Origin of the sequence: Yersinia sp. 1652 StPb PI (genome assembly GCF_041538345.1) — a bacterium.
Lineage (GTDB): Bacteria > Pseudomonadota > Gammaproteobacteria > Enterobacterales > Enterobacteriaceae > Yersinia > Yersinia enterocolitica_E.
On record NZ_JAULSM010000001.1, the window covers coordinates 1,010,485 to 1,028,684 of the forward strand.

The following is an 18,200-nucleotide window of genomic DNA, read 5'->3' on the forward strand; positions in this document are numbered from 1 at the left end:
TCTGGCGGCTCTGGCTGCCAGCAAATTAAAAGAGATACTTCATGAATAATATTTACGATACCAATGTGCTGGTGGGTCTGGTTCCCAACCTGAAAACCAGCCAAAACTGGTTACTTGATCGCTTCTTTCCCAACGTCGTTACTTACGAAACTGAAGAGGTTTCCATCGATGTTGATATTGGTAAACGTCGTATGTCTCCTTTCGTTTCCCCGTTAGTTGAAGGGAAGCTGGTGGAGAGTCGCAAGTATCAAACCAATACCTTCAAACCCGCTTATATCAAAGACAAGCGCGCGCCTGATTTGCGTAAACCTATCCGCCGCCAAATGGGGGAGCGCATTGGTGGGGAATACACCGCCGCAGAGCGCGAAATGTTAAACATCCAGTTTGAAATGGAAGACCAGATCGACATGCTTAACCGTCGTCTGGAATGGATGGCAGCCAGCGCGCTGACTAAATCTCAGATTACAGTGGTGGGTGACGGATTCCCAACAACTGTCATTGATTTTGGCCGATCAAGTAATCTGACCATTACATTGAGTGGGTCAGATAAATGGCCTTTATCGGTGGCCGCAGGCGCAACAAATACTCAGCCCTCTGATGATATTGAAGACTGGCAAACGCTGATGTTGAAAGAGTCAGGGTCGGTAGCCACTGACCTGGTATTTACTACCTCATCATGGAAAGCGTTCCGTCTGGATACCACTATTAAAGACAATGCCATCGTATTCCCGGCATTAAGTCCCTTTGGTAATCAGGTTGATGCGGGGCCGCGCGTCAATAAAGGCGCGGTTTATAAAGGTCGCTGGGGTAACTTTGATCTGTGGCTGTATAACGACTGGTTTATTGACCCGCTGGACGGCATTGAAAAGCCAATGATCCCAGATGGTGCAGTATTAATGTCAGGTGCTGACCTGATGGGGACTCGCGCCTTTGGCCTCATTTTAGATCCTGCGTTTAATTATGGTCCGATGGCTTTCGCACCAAAGTCATGGATTATGCCCGACCCGGCACAGCGTTACCTGTTGATGCAATCTGCTCCACTGGTAATCCCAAGCCGAGTAAATGCCTCACTCTGTGCAACGGTGGTGTGATATGGCAAAACCAGCAAAGCAACAACCGACTATCAATGAACTGGGCGGCTTGCCGCCCGAGTTCGCGGCTGATACCCAACAGGAACAGAATGATGAAAAAGTTCTTTCTGAATCTGATGTTCATGAAAACTCAGCAGAGAGTGATATGGGGGATGACGAATCTGACGAATCTGACGAGTTGGAGGTTGTTGTCGTAAAAGGCCAGACTCTGCGCCATAGCGGGAAAACTCATGTGGAGAATAGCCGTTTATTCCTGCCGCATGATGATGTTGAACGACTGATTAGCCTGGGCGTGGTTGCTGATGTGAAAGTGTTACGGCAGCAGGCGGCTAGCACTATTGGCCCCTCAATCACTGTCGATGATGGTGTGAAGATAAATCGAGGTGGCTGATGGGTATCAACTGGGATCAGCATCTTCTTGCACCCCTACAAGCGGTATTTGGTGACCCGGTTGATTACCGGCCTGCTGGTGGTAAGCCAACTTATACCATCAGCGGCATCTTTGATCGGGCCTATACCACCATTGACCCGCTGGATGATGGCAGCACCATTAATACCACTAATCCCGTTTTAGGGGTAAGGGACAGTGAGTTCCGTTCACCACCCAAACAGGGGGACCGGGTATTTATTGGCATCGTCGCTAATGAGCCGGTCAATACCTTGTTTGTTGTAGCAGATGTTCAGCCAGACAGTCACGGCGGGAGCAAACTCATTCTTAATCGGACAAGATCATGAATACAGCGCAAGTCAGGCAACTGGTTGTTGATGCCATTATTGGGAATACAGATGCGGGAAACAGCGTCTACTCCCCGCGTGACTGGCCAACCACTGAGGAGATGTATCCGGTTATCTTGGTGCAAACCCTTATCGAGGAAAAACAGTCATTAGGCCGCAACGCCCCGCAGTTCAACACCATTACAACCGTGCGTATCACTGGCCGGTTGCAGGAGCTTGACGGCGAAAATGAGAATGATGGGGCGAATAAGGCAGAGCTGGCGCTCGAACGGTTGCGAGAACAAATTGAGCGGGCAGTGATAAACAGTTATGACCTCACTCGCCATATACAGCAGTTTGCCCGAGTCCGCTCAACCATTGATCTGGATTCGGGTGGTGAAGGGCATATGGCTCAATTACTCATGGAACTGGATATCGAGTATTACCAGGGGCCGGAAGACTTCTATCCCATTAATGCCGACAGATTAGACGGTATGGATGTCACGATCGCCATGCCAGATGGCGCTACCGAACCCGTAGTTTCAATCAACTTCCCGGAGTAAACCTCATGATTGTTAAACCCGTAGCCGGTCGCACTGTACGCGACCCGGTTAAGGGCACCTTTTTGCCTGAATCCGGCTCTGAGGTTCCCGATAATTCATTTTGGCGTCGTCGTTTAAACGACGGTGATGTGGTGCGCGAACAACCTAAAGAGGCTAAACCTGCGCCAGAAACCACCAAAGCGGAGAAAACCAAATAATGACTATTCCTTTTACTCATATTCCGAGCAATCTTCGGACACCGCTTTTCTTCGCTGAATTTGATAACTCACAGGCGAACACGGCGACAACGACGCAGCGAACTTTAATCATCGGCCAGATGTTGGCTTCAGGCTCGTTACCTGCGGATATTCCGGTACTGGTTTCCTCAGTGGCTACCGTGGCGGGGCAAGCTGGTGCAGGTTCAATGTTGCATGGTCAGATGGCTGCATACTTAGCGAATGACATCGCCGGTGAGATCTACATTTTACCGTTGAGCGATGCGGAATCCATGGTTGCGGCAACGGGTAAGGTTACCGTGACCACGCAGGCATCAGCAACTGGGGTTATCTCTCTGTATATCGCGGGTATTCGGGTGCAAGTCGCGGTGGTGGCGACTGATGAGGTGGCAGAGATTGCCACTGCATTAACTTCCGCCATCAATGCCGCCAGCGCCTTGCCTGTCACTGCTGCTGCGGTGGCGGCGGTCATCACGCTCACCGCTAAAAACAAAGGTGCCCACGGTAACACGATTGATTTGCGGCTGAACTATTTGGGTAGCGCCGGTGGCGAAACAACACCAGATAGCCTGGTACTGACATTTACGCCAATGGCTGGCGGTGCGGGTGCGCCTGAACTGGATGATGCGCTGGCTAATTTGCAGGACAGGACCTTTGATTTCATTATCAATCCGTACACGGATACGGCTTCGTTGAATAAAATCAAAGAGTTTCTGTCAGACAGTACCGGTCGCTGGAGCTATGCAGAGCAGTTGTACGGTCACAGCTTCGCTGCTCAATCGGGGACTTATGGCCAACTGACGGCCGCAGGCGAATTGCGTAATGATCAGCATGCTTCTCTGTTGGGAGTAAATGGCTCGCCAACACCGAGTTATATCTGGTCAGCGGCTTATGTTGGCGCTATTGCGCAAAGTCTGCGTAACGACCCCGGACGCCCGTTACAAACTTTGGCAATCAGTGGTGTACTGGCTCCCCCACTGGCCAGCCGCTTTACCCTGACCGAGCGTAATAACCTGCTGCACAGCGGGATATCCACGGTCACTACCACCGATGATGGCACGGTACAGGTAGAAAACATCATCACCACCTACCAAAAGAACAAGTATGGTGCGGAAGATGACAGCTATTTGCAGATTGAGACCTTATTCCTGCTGATGTTTGTCACTCGATTCCTGCGTACCCAGGTAACGTCGAAATTCGCCCGTATGAAGCTGGCGGCCGATGGCACCCGTTTTGCCCCCGGCTCGGCGATTATTACCCCGAACGTGATCCGCGCTGAATTGATTGCCCAGTACCAGACGTTGGAATTTAACGGCTATGTGCAGGATGCCAAAGGGTTTGCCAAGGGATTGAAGGTCGAAAAAAGCGCCAGTAACCCGAATAGAGTTGATGTGCTGTGGACCGGTGTCCTGATCAATCAGTTGCGTATCTTCGCTGTTCTCAACCAATTCCGCCTCCAGGCATCAGCATAAGGATTCATTATCATGGGTGATACATCCAATCGCCTCGCGGGAACAGCTTATGTCACCGTTGACGGCCTGACCATCATGGTTGCGGGGCAATTTAAATACAGCCCCTCAAAATTCAAGCGTGAAACCCTGACGGGTATGGATGGGGTGCATGGTTATAAAGAAACCTTTAGCGCCCCGTTTATTTCCTGCCAAATCCGTGACAGTGGCGGCACGTCGATCAGCGATTTTAACGACCAGACCAATGTCAATATTGTCTGTGAGCTGGCCAATGGCAAAACGATTATCGGCAGTGGTATGTGGTCGGTAAATACCCAAGAAGTAGATAGTACCGAGGCGACTGCTGATATTCGCTGGGAAGGTGGTTCGGTATCGGTGACGGAGAACTAAGATGTCTGAATTAGAACGCACTAAAACAATCCCCCTCGTTAAGCCTATTTCTCATGAAGCCACTAAAACCACCTATGAGGCTATCGAACTCAGTGAGCCGATATTGATTCAGGTTCAGCAGTTTTATGACGAACAGGCTAAATCTGGTGCACTCAGTGCGATGGGACTACTTATTTCGCTGGTGTCGAATGTGCCGCGTGAAGCCATCAAAAAGATGGCTTTTACCGACTATAAAGCCTGTGAGGTCTACATGATGGGTTTTTTAGCCTACTCCCCCCAGGTGGAGAATGGGGTAACGAACTAGCAGATGTGACCTATTACTATGGGTGGGGACCAGCAGATGCCTGGTCCCTGACCTATAGCCGATTACAGTGGTGGTATCAGCAGGCGGTCAGAATTAACAAGGTGAAGGCGGGGAAAAATGGGTAATGCATTTGATTTTGAACTGACCGCGACAGATCAGGCGTCGGCCTCCATTCAGCGTATCGAAGAGGCCGTTAAAAATCTCATTCCTGATCTGGATAAAACCCGTGATGGACTTAAATTAGGGGGGCAGGGATCAGTTGAAGGTATTGACGACCTCAATGCTCGTCTAAAGGGAATGGGGCAGTTTGCGCGTGAAGGTGTGCAGTTTGTCGGTGATATGGTGCCCCCGCTAAAAATGGTTGGTGAGATTGGCAGCAAGGTACTCAGGTTTGGTGCGCTTGGCGCTGTTGGTTATATTGGCGTCAAAGCCGCTCAGGGGTTAAGTGCGGCTGCTGATTCAGCCTATTCGCTTGATGTGGCGGCTAAAAATGCCGGTATGTCAGTTGATAATTTTAGCCGTGTTAGCGGTGCTATGCAGATATTAGGGGTCGATAGCGACTCTGCCCGTCAATCTGTTGAAGGGCTATACAAGACGTTTAATGACCCTTTGTGGGCACGTAACGATGTGACACAGGAGTTATTGGCTCGGAACGGCATTGTCATTGAACGCCTCAAAGATGGCACGGCAGATGTTTATAAAACACTGGATAATGTTGCCAAGATATTCCCTAAACTTTCGCCACAAACTCAGAAAACGCTAGCAGATGCTTTAGGATTGAACGCCCCCCTTTTAGCATTAATGCGAGAGGGTGCTAGGTACAAAGAGTTACTGGCTAAATCGGATAGTTTGGGCTTAACGGTTGATCCAAAAGTTAATGCGCAACTGGTTGAATTGAATGCTCAGCTCAAGGAGGCCAGCGCGGCAATTGATGGTTTGATGGCCAAGGGAAAGATATGGGCCGCCAAAAAACTGTTGCCGGATGAAAATATGGTCAAGGGAAGTGCTGCGACCCAACTTCATGATATGAGGATGCGCGAGAACGATGATGAAAACTCGTTTGCACATGGTGATAAACAGAAAGATATTCTTCATCGGGCGCGAGTAGACGATAAATTCAAAGAGACATTATCGTTTAAAGAGAAAGCCTACTTAACGTTTGGATATCCAGATAAGGATTTTACCCAAAAATTAAATGATCAATACGGTGCCGCTTGGGAAGCGCAGGAAAAGAAACGGCTGGAGGCAGAAAAGGCAGCAGTGCCTACAAATAAACCTTATTTGTTAACGCCATCCACGACCACAACATCAAAATCAGGGCAGGATGCTTTAGGAGTAAGAAATAATAACCCCGGCAACTTACGAGTAGCGCCTAATGCGACAGGTAAAAATGGAGGTTTCTCCACATTTGCTAGTCCTCAGGAAGGGATCGCCGCTCTTTCCCGGCAGTTGCAACTCTATGGTGATAGAGGAAACAATACGCTTTCCGGTATTTTGCATACTTACGCGCCAAGCACAGAAAATAATACGCAGGGTTATATTAATGCGGTTTCTGGTGCAACAGGGGCAAACCCGTATGAGCGGTTAGATCTTCATTCACCTGAAGTATTAAAAAAATTGGTTACGGCCATCATTGGCCATGAAAATGGCTATCAGCCTTATACCTCAGAAGAGATTGATAGTGGTATTAACACCTCGATCAGTGATGACCGCTGGAAAGGGTTGCGTAACCCTAATATTTTATTATCGCAGCGGCAGTTTTTGCCCTCCAACAGTGGAAATCAGAAAGGGAACATAACCGCAGAGGGTATAAACAATCAGTCTTCCATTTTAACTACGCCCAATAATAGCAGTCAGGATATTAACGACATCACTCAAGGTATTGGACGGGAGAAGACTGAAGTTGAGGTTACGCTGATTAATGATAAGACTGGCGAACGTAAAACTATTACTGCAGCAGAGCGAGGGAAAGTGGCGACATCAATGACATATTGATTTATATTTTCGGGTTATACACGTTAAAACTAGGGTTTTATATGAAAATACTATCAATAGTAATTGTTGCTTTGTTTTCTGCTCTGTCACCATCGGTGATGGCGGCTAGCGGTGATCTGGCTAAATGGCAGTTTCTAGGTGGTTCAATGCCAACCTTAGCTCCAGCCGAGGGGGCGGATTTGGGCATTTATCTGACGATGGTTAATCAAAAAACAAAAATATTAGCATTGATGGATTTAAGCGGTAAAGGTGTTAGAGCTTGTAAGGAAAATGAAACTTCTGATGTTGAAGATATAGCCCCAATCTCAATCGATGGCGAGTATGTTAAGGTTATAAAAGCCTGTATCAATGGACTAAAGCTAATTCAACCAAAGTCTGATGAAGGTAAAAATATACTAAATAACAAAGTACTATCCGGTACTCCTGTCGTTTTTGACTTAAATGATGGCGTTATCTTGCATTTTCCAGCATCAGACATTGAAGCACTTAACTCTCAGATAAATGCCATGCAAGCAGCTAAATAATACCGGCGCTTATTGAAGTCCCGACACAAAGTAACCACAAACACTCTAGCCCGCCACTGTGCGGGTTTTTTCATTTTAGGGAGGGAATAAAATGTCACTGATCAGTAATGCTCTTTCTGATTTGTTAGGTACGGGCGGCGATAGCTGGCAATGGTCTGAACACCTTCACCCCGCATCCTTCCGTGGGGTTCCCTTTGCTGTTATGACTGCGGAAGGTGTATTCGGCCGTCGTCAGGCCATTCATGAATACCCTTATCGCGATACAGCATGGATTGAGGATTTGGGCCGCGCGACTCGCCGCCTGACTATCCGTGGTTTTCTTATTCAGAGTAGTGGACTTTATAACGCGCCTGACGTCATGACTCAGCGTGATTCACTGATTGCTGCCTGTGAAATGCCGGATGCGGGAACATTAGTACACCCAACGCTGGGTGAAATGACGGTCAGTATTCCTGAAAGTGGTCTTCGTTTGAATGAAGGGGCTGAGTCAGGGCGTGTTTTTGAATTTACGTTGACCATCATTGAGTCAGGTTTACGGGTGTTCTCTGTTACCAGTTCAGCAGATGCCGTTTCGTCTATTCAGTCGTCATGGTTTGGTTTGGCGTCCAAATCCGTTGCGACATTTATCGCCACGGTAAAAGGCGAGATCCGCTCTGTCACTCAAACCATCAGAACGCTGAAAAGTACGGCTGCATTCTGGGTCAATATGGTGAATTCAACGACCAGCGAGGCAACAAACCTTGGCAATGTGCTCCGCTCTACATTAGGCCGGGATCGTTATGGCCGCTACAACCACGGCACGGTTGGCGGCAGCGTGTCGGGTGCGACTGCATCCATTAGTACACAAAATGACACGGCCAATCTATCCGCGCTGGTGGCACAAAGAATGGCGGTATCAGTTGAGGGGCGGGAGTCAGTCAACAAGGCCACGGAGGCATTACGAACAGCCGCTACAGTTGAAGGGCATGCGAATGCTGCTCTTGCGGTCGTGAATGCCATATTGGCCAGCGGAGCCAGTACCCTTGACTTAATCCGTATGATGCAAGAATTAACGGAAGTTAATGACAATACTTTTCGACCCAATCCCAGTGACAGCAATACCGCAGCCGCCAGCTACCAACTTATTATTGCGTTGTGCGCCGGTGCGATGGTGTTTGCTGCTTCGCAATATCAACCTGAAAGCTACGACGATGCGGTCGATATATTGACGCGGGTCTGTGATGTTGTAGACAGTGCGGCGCTTTCTGCGGCTGACAGGGGTAATGATGAGGTATACCAGGCACTAAACGACTTGCGCGGTTCAATCGTCACGCTGTTGCAGCAGACCGGCGCGAACCTGTCTCGCGTTGAGACAGTCAATTTTAACCGATCACTACCCGCGCTTAATCTTGCCAATCGGCTATATCAGGATGCACAGCGGGGTGACGCGTTGGTGAAAATGGCTAACCCCGTTCACCCGGCATTTATGCCCGTCCGATTTAAGGCGCTGAACTCATGAGTGATGATTTGACATTGCGCATTGGCAATAAGCTGATTTCCGGTTGGGATAATATACGGGTCACGCGCAGCATAGAGCGGTTACCCAGCGATTTCAGCCTGTCATTGATGGACCTTTATCCGGGGAGTGACAATCAACAGTGGGTTAACCCGGGAGACGCTTGTGTGGTTAATTTGGGGGATGATGTTGTTCTCACAGGCTACATAGACCGCTGGGCACCGATGATCAGTCGTAATCGCCGTGAAGTGAGGGCTACGGGGCGGAGTAAGTGCCAGGACTTGGTTGATTGCTCCGCAGAGTGGCCAAACAATGTGATCAGCCAATCGACAGCGCTACAGATAGCTCAACGGTTAGCGATGCCCTACGGCATTACGGTGTCCAGTGATGTTACCGACCTCGATATTGTTCCCCAATTTACATTGAACTGGGGGGAGTCCTCTCAGGAAATTATTGACCGCATCACGCGCTGGGCGGCATTGCTGTATTACGATCTACCCGATGGCAGTTTATATCTAACTCGGGTGGGTACGCGAAAAGCAGGCAGCGGGGTAGCGCAGGGCATCAATATTGAAGACGCTGCTTATAACTCGGGAATGGACCAACGATTTTCTGACTATATCGGCGTTTCGATGTCTGTTAGTCAACTTCAGGAGCAGGTTCAGGATGCGGGATACGGTTCAGTGACGTTAGCGCGAAGCCGCGATCCTGAAGCAGCCCAAATGCGCTATCGAAACCGCATTATCATTGTTGAAAGTACCATGAAAGCCCTAAAGCTGGCTCAGCAATGTATTGATTGGGAAATGAACCGCCGTTATGGACGCTCTAAAGAGCTGTTGGTGACGGTCGATAGCTGGCGGGATAAAGACGGAAAACTGTGGGAACCTAACACGCTGATCCCCATTGATTTACCTGTTTTTGGTTTAAAGGATGAACTCTGGCTGCTATCGGAGGTGACCTACCTCAAAGACGATCACGGCACTGCTGCGCAAATGGTCCTGATGCCCCCCGAAGCCTTTACCGTCCAACCTTATCAGTTTTATTCAAATCTTATGGAGTTAAACCAGTAATGAGCGACTCAGGGCAACTCTCCAAGTTATACCGGCAAATAAAAATGATGATCGGGGTGGGGCGGGTGACGGGAAGCAATGATGGTGGCACCGTTCAGACCGTCCAATATCAAACCCCTTTAGAAGTTCGTAGTGATACCCCGAGGCTGGCTGAGTTCGGTTTTTCATCAGGACTTCCCGCCAATACTGATGTGGTTATTGGTTTTTTAGGTGGGGACAGGTCAAGTGCAGTCATTATTGGCTCAAATCATCAGTCTTTTCGCCACACCGGACTCAATACGGGTGAAACGGTGATTTATTCGCAATGGGGGCAATACGTCAAGTTAACCGAAAACGGCATTATTATTGAAGCCAATGGCCAACCGGTCACGGTTAATAATGCGACTGAGGTGACGATTAGTGCCTCGGGAAAAGTACGGTTAAATACGTCGTTATTAGAGGTTAGCGGCGATATTGTCGATAACGCAGACAGCAATAGCACCACACTGAAAACCCTGCGCGAAGCCTATAACACCCACAATCACCAACTTAAAAATGTTCAGGGTGGTAGCTCGACATTAACCAGTGAAGTGACGGGCAAGGTGGTTGAATGACAACAGATATCAAAACAGTCTGGGAACCGGACAAATTGCTGGGTGACTGGCAAACCGGCGGCGGTGGGTTGCTGGAGGGTGATGATTTAGAGACTGCCATTTTAATTAGCCTGTTCACGGACCGGTTAGCCCGTTCTGATGACGCTATCGACGGCGACGATCGGCGCGGGTGGTGGGGTGATACCGGCTCAGAGTATCCGATAGGCTCTCGTTTGTGGTTGCTTCGCCGCGAAAAACTCACGACTAAAGTCGCGTTAAAGGCTGAGGATTACGCCAATGAAGCCGTAGCTTGGTTACTTGATGATGGTGTAGTGACCGCAATAAGCGCCAATGCTCAGATAATGTATCCCAACCGACTGAATCTGATCATCAGCTATCAACAACCGGCTAAAGCACAGGCTTCAGTTAAATTCTCATGGGTATGGGAGACCTAATACATGCCATTTAATCGCCCCACATTAAGCGAACTGCGCCAGCGCAACCTGTCTTATATTCAATCAGAACTCAAGACGGGCGGTAATTTATTGCGCTTCTCCAATATCGGTGTGATCAGTGATGCTGATGCCGGAATGGCGCATTTACATTATGGTTATCTGGATTATATCGCGCTGCAATCCACGCCTTATAATGCCACTGACGAATATCTTGCCGCGTGGGCCGCGTTGAAAGATGTTTTCCGCAAACCCGCCAACCCTGCAACTTCTCCTACCGTCGAATTTAGTGGCACTACAGGTCGTGTGATTACCGCTGGGAGCCTTTTAAATCGGGCCGATGGTTATCAATATCGCCTCGATCATGAGGTAACACTGGGGGCTGGTGGTACAGCCACCGGTTCAATCACTGCTGTACTCCCCAGTGTATTAGATGACACTACTGGCGGCGGTATTGCGGGGAATGCGGATGCCGGAACGTCTCTTACACTCGACGTTGCAATTGATGGTGTCCTGTCAGTGGCCACCGCAACAGTTAAGATATCTGGCGGCGCTGATATTGAGTCAGAAGATGCTTTTCGTTCCCGTATGTTGCTGGCCTATCAAAACACCCCTCAAGGCGGTAACGATACTGATTATCGCGGCTGGGCATTGTCAGTACCAGGTATTACTCGATGTTGGGTTAAACGCCGCTTACAGGGGGTTGGTACGGTCGGTATTTATATCATGTGCGATGGCAATGATTCTGGCGGCTTTCCTGTTGGGACTGACGGCGTATCTCAGCTTGAAGAATGGGGGGCGGTGAAAGCGACCGGCGATCAGGGGCGAGTTGCAGATCATATCTATCCCTTACAGCCCATTATCGCCATCATATATGTTTGTGCGCCGGTCGCCGCGCCCGTGAATTTTGTTATCAGTGGTATTCCTGCGGCATCCAGTGAAACTACCACGGCAATAAATACGGCTATTGATGAGGTGTTTTTTACTGAGGGTGAGCCGGGTGGGAAAATCTTACTGTCGTCACTGCTGCTGGCCATCGGCGATGTGACAGGGACCAGTGGTTTTATTCTCGACTCTCCGACGACTAATATTCAGCTTGAAACCGGTAAATTACCTGTCCGGGGCACGGTGACCTACCTATGAGCCGTTATTCTGTGAATGAATATACCGCCGCTCTTCAAGCACTAATGCCGGGCGGTCTGGTTTGGCCACGGCAACTTAACGGTGTTCAAGCCAGTACGTTACGCGCACTAGCTCGATCCTTCCAACGCAGTGATGAGGATGCCCGTGATCTGCTCGATGCGGCTTTTCCCTCTACAGCAACGGCAATGCTGCCTGAATGGGAAGCGACGCTTGGTTTACCTGATTTATGTGCGATAGGTGAGATTGACAGCATTATCCAACGTCAGCGGGCCGTAGTATCTAAACTGTTTGGCATTGGTGGTCAGTCTGTTGCTTATTTTATTCGTGTTGCTGAGGCATTGGGTTACTCCATTGCTATCACCCAATACCGGCAAGCCTGTGCCGGGATGTCCGTGTGTGGTGATGCTTTAAACGGTGACGAGTGGCCTTTCACCTGGCTGATTACCGCACCAGAAACCACCATAAATTATGCCCAGTGTGGTTTAACGTATTGTGGTGATCCGCTGCGTTCGTGGGGAAATAAGCAGCTTGAATGTCGGTTAACAGTGTTAAACCCTTCTCATACCATCCTTAAATTTGGCTACATTAATTAAATAATTACCCTTCATTCATTTTTAACGCCTTAACTGGCGAGGATTTTCTATGCAAAAAATTGGCGATATACCGAATACCCGCGCTGACATTAATGGCGAGTTTACGGATGGCAATGTTGCGGGTGGGGTGCCACCAACGATATTGCCGGCAGAGTGGTTTAATACCATTCAGCGTGAATTAATTAGCGTACTGAGTGCTGCCGGTATCACACCAGACAGCAATAAATTTGATCAGGTAGCCACTGCTGTATCTAAATTGGCAACTCTTGGTCTGACGGGGATAGGCATTGGCTTGCAGACTCAGCCAGCCATCGTAAACTTTGACTTCCAGAACTTTACATTTACATCGGGTGCAAATTATCTTGCTTCGACTGTGAATTGGCTAAATGCGCCTTCTGGCGTTACTTACCCAAGCGGTTTAACCGTCAGCATTACTGTTAATTATATTGCAAATTCAAGTAATTATATTTGTTTTACATTGAAACCACATACAGTCACGAACTCAAACTACAGAGTTTATGAAGTTATTTCAGTCGGTGCCGCTGGATCTCGGGTATTCACTGTGCGCGAGGCATGGAACTCAGCAAACCCAGTCCCAATTTCTGGAGGCGGGACCGGCGCAACTGCTGCCGCTGGTGCTCTTGCAAACCTTGGCGGCATTGGTTTATCGCAATTAACAGGGGTTGTTGGTACATCGCGCAATGCAAAAATGAGTGTTACAGCCGCATCTGCGACGGCAACATTCACCGCGGATGAATTAATCGTGCAAACTGCTTTAGGTGGATTGCAGTACAAGCTGAGTAGTTTCAACAAAACGATTAATCTTGCAAACACCGGCGTAGGCGGCATGGACACGGGTACCGCGCCAGCAACGGGATTTGTAACGCTGTATGCAATTTACAACCCAACAACTCAAGTGTCCGCATTGCTGGCAGTTAATGCTACGTCAGTGCTGGCCCCAGAGGTATATGGCGGGGCTAACATGCCGTCTGGCTACACAGCTTCAGCACTTGTTAGCGTGTGGCGAACTGCAAGCAGCCAGTTTACTGTTGGTTATCAGTTAGACCGTTCTATTTCATTCCCTAGAATAACCGTACTGACTACAACAACAGGAACGACACCGCTACTTCCAATAAATATGCCCAATTACTTACCTATAAATGCTAAGTATTGCAGCGTAGATGGCGCATTGGGGACATCTACTAATGGCGTTGTTGGCATGGGGTTTTCATCGTCCCTTTCTGGTATCGCTTGGCGGGCAAGCGCAATGACCACTACGGCAGGTTATGGGTCTACATATACAGCTATGAATATCCCGGTAATCACTGCACAAACCATTTATTACTCTGCTAATGCGACGTTGGGTACATTAACTAATTTTGCATCTAGCTTGGTTGATTATGCTTTTTAATGGGAGCTAAGAATGGAGAATTTATATGTACAATTTTCTAATGAAACAGAAACAGTAATTATTAGTTGGTTCTGCTGCCAGCAATCACCGGAATATTATTCTTTTTTAGGTGAGGTTTATGCTAACGATCCAAGATATATAGCATTTTACGATTCACTGCCGAGTTTCATTCGTGATGGGTTGCCTGAGCCAATTGTAACGGTAGAGTAAAACAAAAAAACCGGGCTTAATTGCCCGGAGTATCAAAGGGGAGACTAGCTGTTCAATTTACTCTCATATCGGCGTATAAATCGGAATAAACTGAGGAGTGGGCCTGCGAATATAAATGTTGTAAGCGCGCCAATGAGCATAATTGGCCACAAAAATGCACCCAAAACAAGAACTACAGTTTCACCATTGGATATTCTATCCCCCGAAGGAGAATAAATATATGTTAGCGTATTAAAGAAACCTAAACTTATCAATATGTAAATACAAGTTATTAACATGGTGATTCTCTACTGAGGTTGAAATAATGACATATTTTTATAATCAAATAATATAGTTTTTCTTATTCTTTTTCCATGTACTTCGAATCGCATAAAGACATATTCTTCTAATAATCCCGATCACCACTGTTTTTCTCACGTTTGCAAATTGGTTAGACAGATCAATGTATTGATATTGATCGGTTAAAACGATCATTGTGATTTGTCAGGCTTATAAAATACAAAATCGAGCTTAATGGCCGGTCTATTCTTTTCCGCTATTGAGGGAAAATGACGATAGTTGTGCTAAATTTGGTGAAATTATGTGGAGGTAGTTATGGGATTCCCAGAAGATGAAGAAGATCGGCTGTATGCAGAGACGTGCAGAATAGTAGGTGATACGGTGCTAGCACTTCATGCCATTGGCCTGCCTATAGACGTTGAAAGTCTCATAGACTCAATCACCAAGCAGCGTGGACACCGTTCAGAGCGAAGTGACGAGGTAATTGCTTGTATGGATGATGCTATAGAACGACTGTCAGATAATACTGAGTGGCCGCTAGAAAGGGATTAACGCGGGTAGGGTGTTGAGATTGTCAGATTACAGGCACAAAAAAACCGGCAGCGGGGCCGGGTTAGATGGTTATCAATGCTTTTTGTGGGGTAGTTTCTGCTGCTGAAGTTGTTCAAGAACCTCAATAACTTTCTTGTGTTCTATGACCTTATCGTTCGCTTTTCCGGCTAAGTATTCGGGTAGGTTATTTTGTATATAATCATCCCTCATCCATCTGCGAAATTCACCTAAAGCATCTTCTGGATAGATGTTTGCTGGCTGTGGCCCAGCCTTGTTTTGGGGGAACCAATCTGGGTAAATGTGCGGATGCTTGGTGTGTGGGCCATACTTATCTGATAATTTACTTTTTTTCCAATGATTGGCCCATCTAATGCCAACGCTTATATCTATAACATTTTTTTGGTTGAACTCAAATCCTGCATTTATTAGCGGAACGCTTATATCAACCATCTCTCTGAAAACTGAAAAATAACCAGCAGGCAGCTTATCGTTTAGAACTATTCTTTCTTGAAAGCATTTCCAAGCACCAGATATTGGATTGCTCGGATCAATCCCAACGCTTTTAAAAATAAATGTACGGAGGGTCTGCCTAGCTAGCGTCCGGTGATTTTTTAGAGCTATCGTGTTGTCGGCTTGGCTTGCATCAAAAGCATAGTATTCGAGGATAGACATGCAAACAATATCGGGATAAGCATGTGAATCCCAATTGCTTTTACCGCTAACTACGGTATATAGATCATCTAAAAAACACCCCTGCTCTTGTAGGATTTCATCAATCCTCTTGCCTCTTGGTTTTTTTCTCTCTTCAATCCAGTTGGTTGTTAATGCATGCAATGTCTTGTGATCTACACCACATAACTTTGCTAATCCTCGCAGGGAAAGGTAAGGCGTACCATCACTGAGCACCCCCATTTGTATCCCATTAATTTCAACCTCTTTAACTGGGAAAAGTTCCATTTTTATCTGGGGGCCAAGTGAAGGTAATGTAGGGCTATCCATTTGAATTTCCTTTATATTTAATGGTGGTCAAATCCACTAGATTCCCTAAAGTTGAACGCGCTCTGGTCTTTGCCAGATTCGCTGTATTTGTTTACCCACCCCTCTATGGGCTAGCAGTGGTAATGGTAAACTCGAATTTCATTAATACATATCCCTCCAATGCTCAACCCATTACCCAATAGGTCGAATAGGTACATTGCGGTAAATGAGAGGCTCATGACGCTTACCGCGGCTAGAATTGTAGGGATTACATATTCTTTCATTACTCTTCCTTGAGATATGGACTAGCTGGATGCCTTTGGGTGCCATAGAGTTTAGATTTTCCTTAAGCATCATAGATCGAATAGTTTGTAACACAAATACTGGGGATTTATCAGGGAAGGAGTGGCCGCTAGATCACCGGCCTGACGGGAGTAGTTTAAGCCTGAAGCCAATCATCAGCACCTTCCCACGTATCCTTCAAAATCTCTTCATCAACCTTATTTTTAAATCAATAATGCTGAATTTTTCCTCATGAAGAAGATTTGACAGGGTTCACTTTCTGCTAAGTTTCGGTATGCCAGTATCTGTCTTCATTATTACGTTGGTTATATCCATGAAAAAAGCAATCGCATACCTCCGGTTCTCTGCGTCTGTTCAACAGTATGGGGATTCTTTAAAAAGGCAAAACAGGTTAGTGATGGAATGGCTTGAGGCTAACCCCGATTACTTGTTGGACGACTTGACGTATAAAGATTTGGGTATCAGTGCTTACCATGGAAAACACGCCACGCGAGGGGCATTCTCAGACTTTATGGTAGCTGTAGAGGGCGGTTATATTGAATATGGCACGGTTCTATTGGTAGAAAGCCTGGACCGACTGTCTCGTGAAAAAATAGGTGAAGCAACGGAACGACTTAAAAGCATATTAAAGGCCGGTATCGATGTTGTTACGCTTAGCGACCATACTCATTACACTAAAGATTCTTTGGATGATCCTTACTCACTGATAAAAGCCATTCTAATTGCGCAGCGGGCTAATGAAGAAAGTGAAATCAAATCACGTCGGATGAAGTCTGCATGGAAGAAGAAAAGGGAGGAAGCAGAGGCCTCGGGCAAAATAATTACCAGAAGTTGCCCGCGTTGGTTGAAGGTGAGCCAAAGCGGAGATAGTTTCGAACTGATACCTGAACATGCCAGGACGATTAAAGAGATATTTCGGCTACGATTAAAAGGGCAATCCCTCAATGGAATAGTTAAAGTCCTGAATGATAAAAAGGTGATAACGCTAACAGGAGAAATTGGTGTCTGGAACCCTTCTACAATTGAAAAACTATTGGTAAATAAAGCGCTTATTGGAATAAATGCCCCGTCATATCGTACGATAGCCAATGGAATACAAGAAATAGCGGGCTATTTTCCCCGAGTCATTTCCGATAAAACTTTCTACGCCGTCAGAGAGTTCAGAAAACCACCCTTTGGCAAAGACAAGCACACTGATAATCCCTATCTAATTAATCTCTTCCGTTCGGTGATGAAGTGTAAAGCATGCGGTCACAGTATCATTCTCAATTCTATAGATGGCAAAGGGATGGGGTATTACGTATGCCCTATGCGCCGGTTACATCGCTGTAATACTCCATCTATTAGGCGTGATATTGCAGATGTAAACCTGATAACTACAGTTGTTATCCATGCTGACAAATTCCAAACTAATTCAACCAGTAGAGAATCGACCCGTTCGCTCCAGGACAGAAATATTGAGGTTCTTAAAAGTATTGATAGGCTGATTGAGGCATTACAAATAGCACCTGAAGTGGCTGCTCTGGCTGAAAAGATAAAGGCACTGCATAAAGAATTCAAAAGTAATGAATCCATGATCCGTGCAGTTAACAATAAGCAGAGGCTGGTCGTTAGTGAGGATGTAACAACGTTGGATTTAACCTTAAAAGAGGACCGGGAGAAATGCAGACGTTTTATTTTTAAAACGTTTAAAGAAATAGTGCTCGATACTGAGAACAAGACGTGTGATATCTGCTTCAGTAACGGTTTTAAGCTGATAAATTTCCCGTTACTGAAAAGTATCAGCTCAGAACAGCTCATCAGTGCTTTGACCTATACAGACGATTCAACACTGATCCTATGAGTTAGTACCTACATCAATGCGCTTAATTGCCCAG

The 18,200-nt window shown here is 47.0% G+C and carries 20 protein-coding genes and 1 pseudogene; 20 read left to right on the forward strand and 1 reads right to left on the reverse strand.

The annotated features are described in order from the left end of the window. The first annotated feature begins 41 nt into the window (after positions 1-41). From Q2T71_RS04555 to Q2T71_RS04645, 19 genes and pseudogenes are all read left to right on the forward strand, one after another. The gene (locus Q2T71_RS04555; RefSeq protein ID WP_372558256.1) at positions 42-1,091 is read left to right on the forward strand and encodes a major capsid protein; all 1,050 of its coding nucleotides are present in this window, start codon (positions 42-44) and stop codon (positions 1,089-1,091) included. Between the two features lies 1 nt (position 1,092). Next, entirely contained in the window at positions 1,093-1,482 is a 390-nt protein-coding gene (locus tag Q2T71_RS04560; protein WP_372558257.1) for a hypothetical protein, read from the forward strand. Next, the gene (locus tag Q2T71_RS04565) at positions 1,482-1,826 is read left to right on the forward strand and encodes a hypothetical protein (RefSeq protein WP_372558258.1); all 345 of its coding nucleotides are present in this window, start codon (positions 1,482-1,484) and stop codon (positions 1,824-1,826) included. Before Q2T71_RS04560 ends, Q2T71_RS04565 begins: the two co-directional genes overlap by 1 nt. Further along, positions 1,823-2,368, forward strand: coding sequence for an ATP-binding protein (locus Q2T71_RS04570; protein WP_372558259.1), 546 nt, complete (start codon positions 1,823-1,825; stop codon positions 2,366-2,368). The genes Q2T71_RS04565 and Q2T71_RS04570 overlap by 4 nt, the downstream gene beginning before the upstream one ends. A 5-nt stretch (positions 2,369-2,373) precedes the next feature. After that, complete coding sequence (locus Q2T71_RS04575; protein WP_083159848.1) at positions 2,374-2,565, forward strand: DUF2635 domain-containing protein; 192 nt, start codon at positions 2,374-2,376, stop codon at positions 2,563-2,565. Continuing rightward, complete coding sequence (locus Q2T71_RS04580; RefSeq protein ID WP_372558260.1) at positions 2,565-4,055, forward strand: phage tail sheath subtilisin-like domain-containing protein; 1,491 nt, start codon at positions 2,565-2,567, stop codon at positions 4,053-4,055. Before Q2T71_RS04575 ends, Q2T71_RS04580 begins: the two co-directional genes overlap by 1 nt. Before the next feature lie 12 nt (positions 4,056-4,067). Further along, positions 4,068-4,442 carry a phage tail tube protein gene (locus tag Q2T71_RS04585; RefSeq protein ID WP_049602789.1) on the forward strand — a complete coding sequence of 125 codons (375 nt, stop codon included), beginning with the start codon at positions 4,068-4,070 and terminating at the stop codon, positions 4,440-4,442. 1 nt (position 4,443) lies between these two features. Then, complete coding sequence (locus Q2T71_RS04590) at positions 4,444-4,746, forward strand: phage tail assembly protein (RefSeq protein WP_080608340.1); 303 nt, start codon at positions 4,444-4,446, stop codon at positions 4,744-4,746. Between the two features lie 117 nt (positions 4,747-4,863). After that, positions 4,864-6,741: a hypothetical protein gene (locus Q2T71_RS04595; RefSeq protein ID WP_372558261.1), complete on the forward strand. Its 1,878-nt coding sequence runs from the start codon at positions 4,864-4,866 to the stop codon at positions 6,739-6,741. 41 nt (positions 6,742-6,782) lie between these two features. Further along, positions 6,783-7,265 carry a hypothetical protein gene (locus tag Q2T71_RS04600; protein WP_372558262.1) on the forward strand — a complete coding sequence of 161 codons (483 nt, stop codon included), beginning with the start codon at positions 6,783-6,785 and terminating at the stop codon, positions 7,263-7,265. Positions 7,266-7,356: 91 nt separating this feature from the next. Continuing rightward, positions 7,357-8,763 carry a DNA circularization protein gene (locus Q2T71_RS04605; RefSeq protein ID WP_372558263.1) on the forward strand — a complete coding sequence of 469 codons (1,407 nt, stop codon included), beginning with the start codon at positions 7,357-7,359 and terminating at the stop codon, positions 8,761-8,763. Beyond that, on the forward strand, positions 8,760-9,830 hold the full coding sequence (locus Q2T71_RS04610) for a phage baseplate assembly protein (RefSeq protein ID WP_372558264.1): 1,071 nt from the start codon (positions 8,760-8,762) through the stop codon (positions 9,828-9,830). The genes Q2T71_RS04605 and Q2T71_RS04610 overlap by 4 nt, the downstream gene beginning before the upstream one ends. Further along, positions 9,830-10,423: a phage baseplate assembly protein gene (locus tag Q2T71_RS04615; protein ID WP_372558265.1), complete on the forward strand. Its 594-nt coding sequence runs from the start codon at positions 9,830-9,832 to the stop codon at positions 10,421-10,423. Before Q2T71_RS04610 ends, Q2T71_RS04615 begins: the two co-directional genes overlap by 1 nt. Beyond that, complete coding sequence (locus Q2T71_RS04620; RefSeq protein WP_083159834.1) at positions 10,420-10,857, forward strand: phage GP46 family protein; 438 nt, start codon at positions 10,420-10,422, stop codon at positions 10,855-10,857. The genes Q2T71_RS04615 and Q2T71_RS04620 overlap by 4 nt, the downstream gene beginning before the upstream one ends. 3 nt (positions 10,858-10,860) lie before the next feature. After that, on the forward strand, positions 10,861-11,997 hold the full coding sequence (locus Q2T71_RS04625) for a baseplate J/gp47 family protein (protein WP_372558266.1): 1,137 nt from the start codon (positions 10,861-10,863) through the stop codon (positions 11,995-11,997). Continuing rightward, the gene (locus Q2T71_RS04630) at positions 11,994-12,590 is read left to right on the forward strand and encodes a YmfQ family protein (protein WP_372558267.1); all 597 of its coding nucleotides are present in this window, start codon (positions 11,994-11,996) and stop codon (positions 12,588-12,590) included. Before Q2T71_RS04625 ends, Q2T71_RS04630 begins: the two co-directional genes overlap by 4 nt. Positions 12,591-12,639: 49 nt before the next feature. After that, positions 12,640-12,849, forward strand: a pseudogene (locus Q2T71_RS04635) (phage tail protein); the annotation flags it as partial. A 1,164-nt stretch (positions 12,850-14,013) separates the two neighbouring features. After that, positions 14,014-14,211 carry a hypothetical protein gene (locus Q2T71_RS04640; protein WP_372558268.1) on the forward strand — a complete coding sequence of 66 codons (198 nt, stop codon included), beginning with the start codon at positions 14,014-14,016 and terminating at the stop codon, positions 14,209-14,211. 594 nt (positions 14,212-14,805) lie between these two features. Beyond that, the gene (locus tag Q2T71_RS04645) at positions 14,806-15,042 is read left to right on the forward strand and encodes a DUF2767 family protein (protein WP_372558269.1); all 237 of its coding nucleotides are present in this window, start codon (positions 14,806-14,808) and stop codon (positions 15,040-15,042) included. Positions 15,043-15,114: 72 nt separating this feature from the next. Here the strand turns inward: Q2T71_RS04645 and Q2T71_RS04650 are convergent, their stop codons facing one another. Continuing rightward, positions 15,115-16,041, reverse strand: a complete 927-nt coding sequence (locus Q2T71_RS04650; protein ID WP_372558270.1) for a hypothetical protein — start codon at positions 16,039-16,041, stop codon at positions 15,115-15,117. Positions 16,042-16,636: 595 nt separating this feature from the next. Here Q2T71_RS04650 and Q2T71_RS04655 point away from each other — a divergent pair. Continuing rightward, complete coding sequence (locus Q2T71_RS04655) at positions 16,637-18,166, forward strand: recombinase family protein (RefSeq protein ID WP_372558271.1); 1,530 nt, start codon at positions 16,637-16,639, stop codon at positions 18,164-18,166. The last annotated feature ends 34 nt before the right edge of the window (positions 18,167-18,200 follow it).

Bases quoted from the DNA above. Each gene is read 5' to 3' on its own strand.
- Q2T71_RS04555 (WP_372558256.1), top strand. From the start codon at position 42: ATGAATAATATTTACGATACCAATGTGCTGGTGGGTCTGGTTCCCAAC.
- Q2T71_RS04560 (WP_372558257.1), top strand. From the start codon at position 1,093: ATGGCAAAACCAGCAAAGCAACAACCGACTATCAATGAACTGGGCGGC.
- Q2T71_RS04565 (WP_372558258.1), top strand. From the start codon at position 1,482: ATGGGTATCAACTGGGATCAGCATCTTCTTGCACCCCTACAAGCGGTA.
- Q2T71_RS04570 (WP_372558259.1), top strand. From the start codon at position 1,823: ATGAATACAGCGCAAGTCAGGCAACTGGTTGTTGATGCCATTATTGGG.
- Q2T71_RS04575 (WP_083159848.1), top strand. From the start codon at position 2,374: ATGATTGTTAAACCCGTAGCCGGTCGCACTGTACGCGACCCGGTTAAG.
- Q2T71_RS04580 (WP_372558260.1), top strand. From the start codon at position 2,565: ATGACTATTCCTTTTACTCATATTCCGAGCAATCTTCGGACACCGCTT.
- Q2T71_RS04585 (WP_049602789.1), top strand. From the start codon at position 4,068: ATGGGTGATACATCCAATCGCCTCGCGGGAACAGCTTATGTCACCGTT.
- Q2T71_RS04590 (WP_080608340.1), top strand. From the start codon at position 4,444: ATGTCTGAATTAGAACGCACTAAAACAATCCCCCTCGTTAAGCCTATT.
- Q2T71_RS04595 (WP_372558261.1), top strand. From the start codon at position 4,864: ATGGGTAATGCATTTGATTTTGAACTGACCGCGACAGATCAGGCGTCG.
- Q2T71_RS04600 (WP_372558262.1), top strand. From the start codon at position 6,783: ATGAAAATACTATCAATAGTAATTGTTGCTTTGTTTTCTGCTCTGTCA.
- Q2T71_RS04605 (WP_372558263.1), top strand. From the start codon at position 7,357: ATGTCACTGATCAGTAATGCTCTTTCTGATTTGTTAGGTACGGGCGGC.
- Q2T71_RS04610 (WP_372558264.1), top strand. From the start codon at position 8,760: ATGAGTGATGATTTGACATTGCGCATTGGCAATAAGCTGATTTCCGGT.
- Q2T71_RS04615 (WP_372558265.1), top strand. From the start codon at position 9,830: ATGAGCGACTCAGGGCAACTCTCCAAGTTATACCGGCAAATAAAAATG.
- Q2T71_RS04620 (WP_083159834.1), top strand. From the start codon at position 10,420: ATGACAACAGATATCAAAACAGTCTGGGAACCGGACAAATTGCTGGGT.
- Q2T71_RS04625 (WP_372558266.1), top strand. From the start codon at position 10,861: ATGCCATTTAATCGCCCCACATTAAGCGAACTGCGCCAGCGCAACCTG.
- Q2T71_RS04630 (WP_372558267.1), top strand. From the start codon at position 11,994: ATGAGCCGTTATTCTGTGAATGAATATACCGCCGCTCTTCAAGCACTA.
- Q2T71_RS04640 (WP_372558268.1), top strand. From the start codon at position 14,014: ATGGAGAATTTATATGTACAATTTTCTAATGAAACAGAAACAGTAATT.
- Q2T71_RS04645 (WP_372558269.1), top strand. From the start codon at position 14,806: ATGGGATTCCCAGAAGATGAAGAAGATCGGCTGTATGCAGAGACGTGC.
- Q2T71_RS04650 (WP_372558270.1), bottom strand. From the start codon at position 16,041: ATGGATAGCCCTACATTACCTTCACTTGGCCCCCAGATAAAAATGGAA.
- Q2T71_RS04655 (WP_372558271.1), top strand. From the start codon at position 16,637: ATGAAAAAAGCAATCGCATACCTCCGGTTCTCTGCGTCTGTTCAACAG.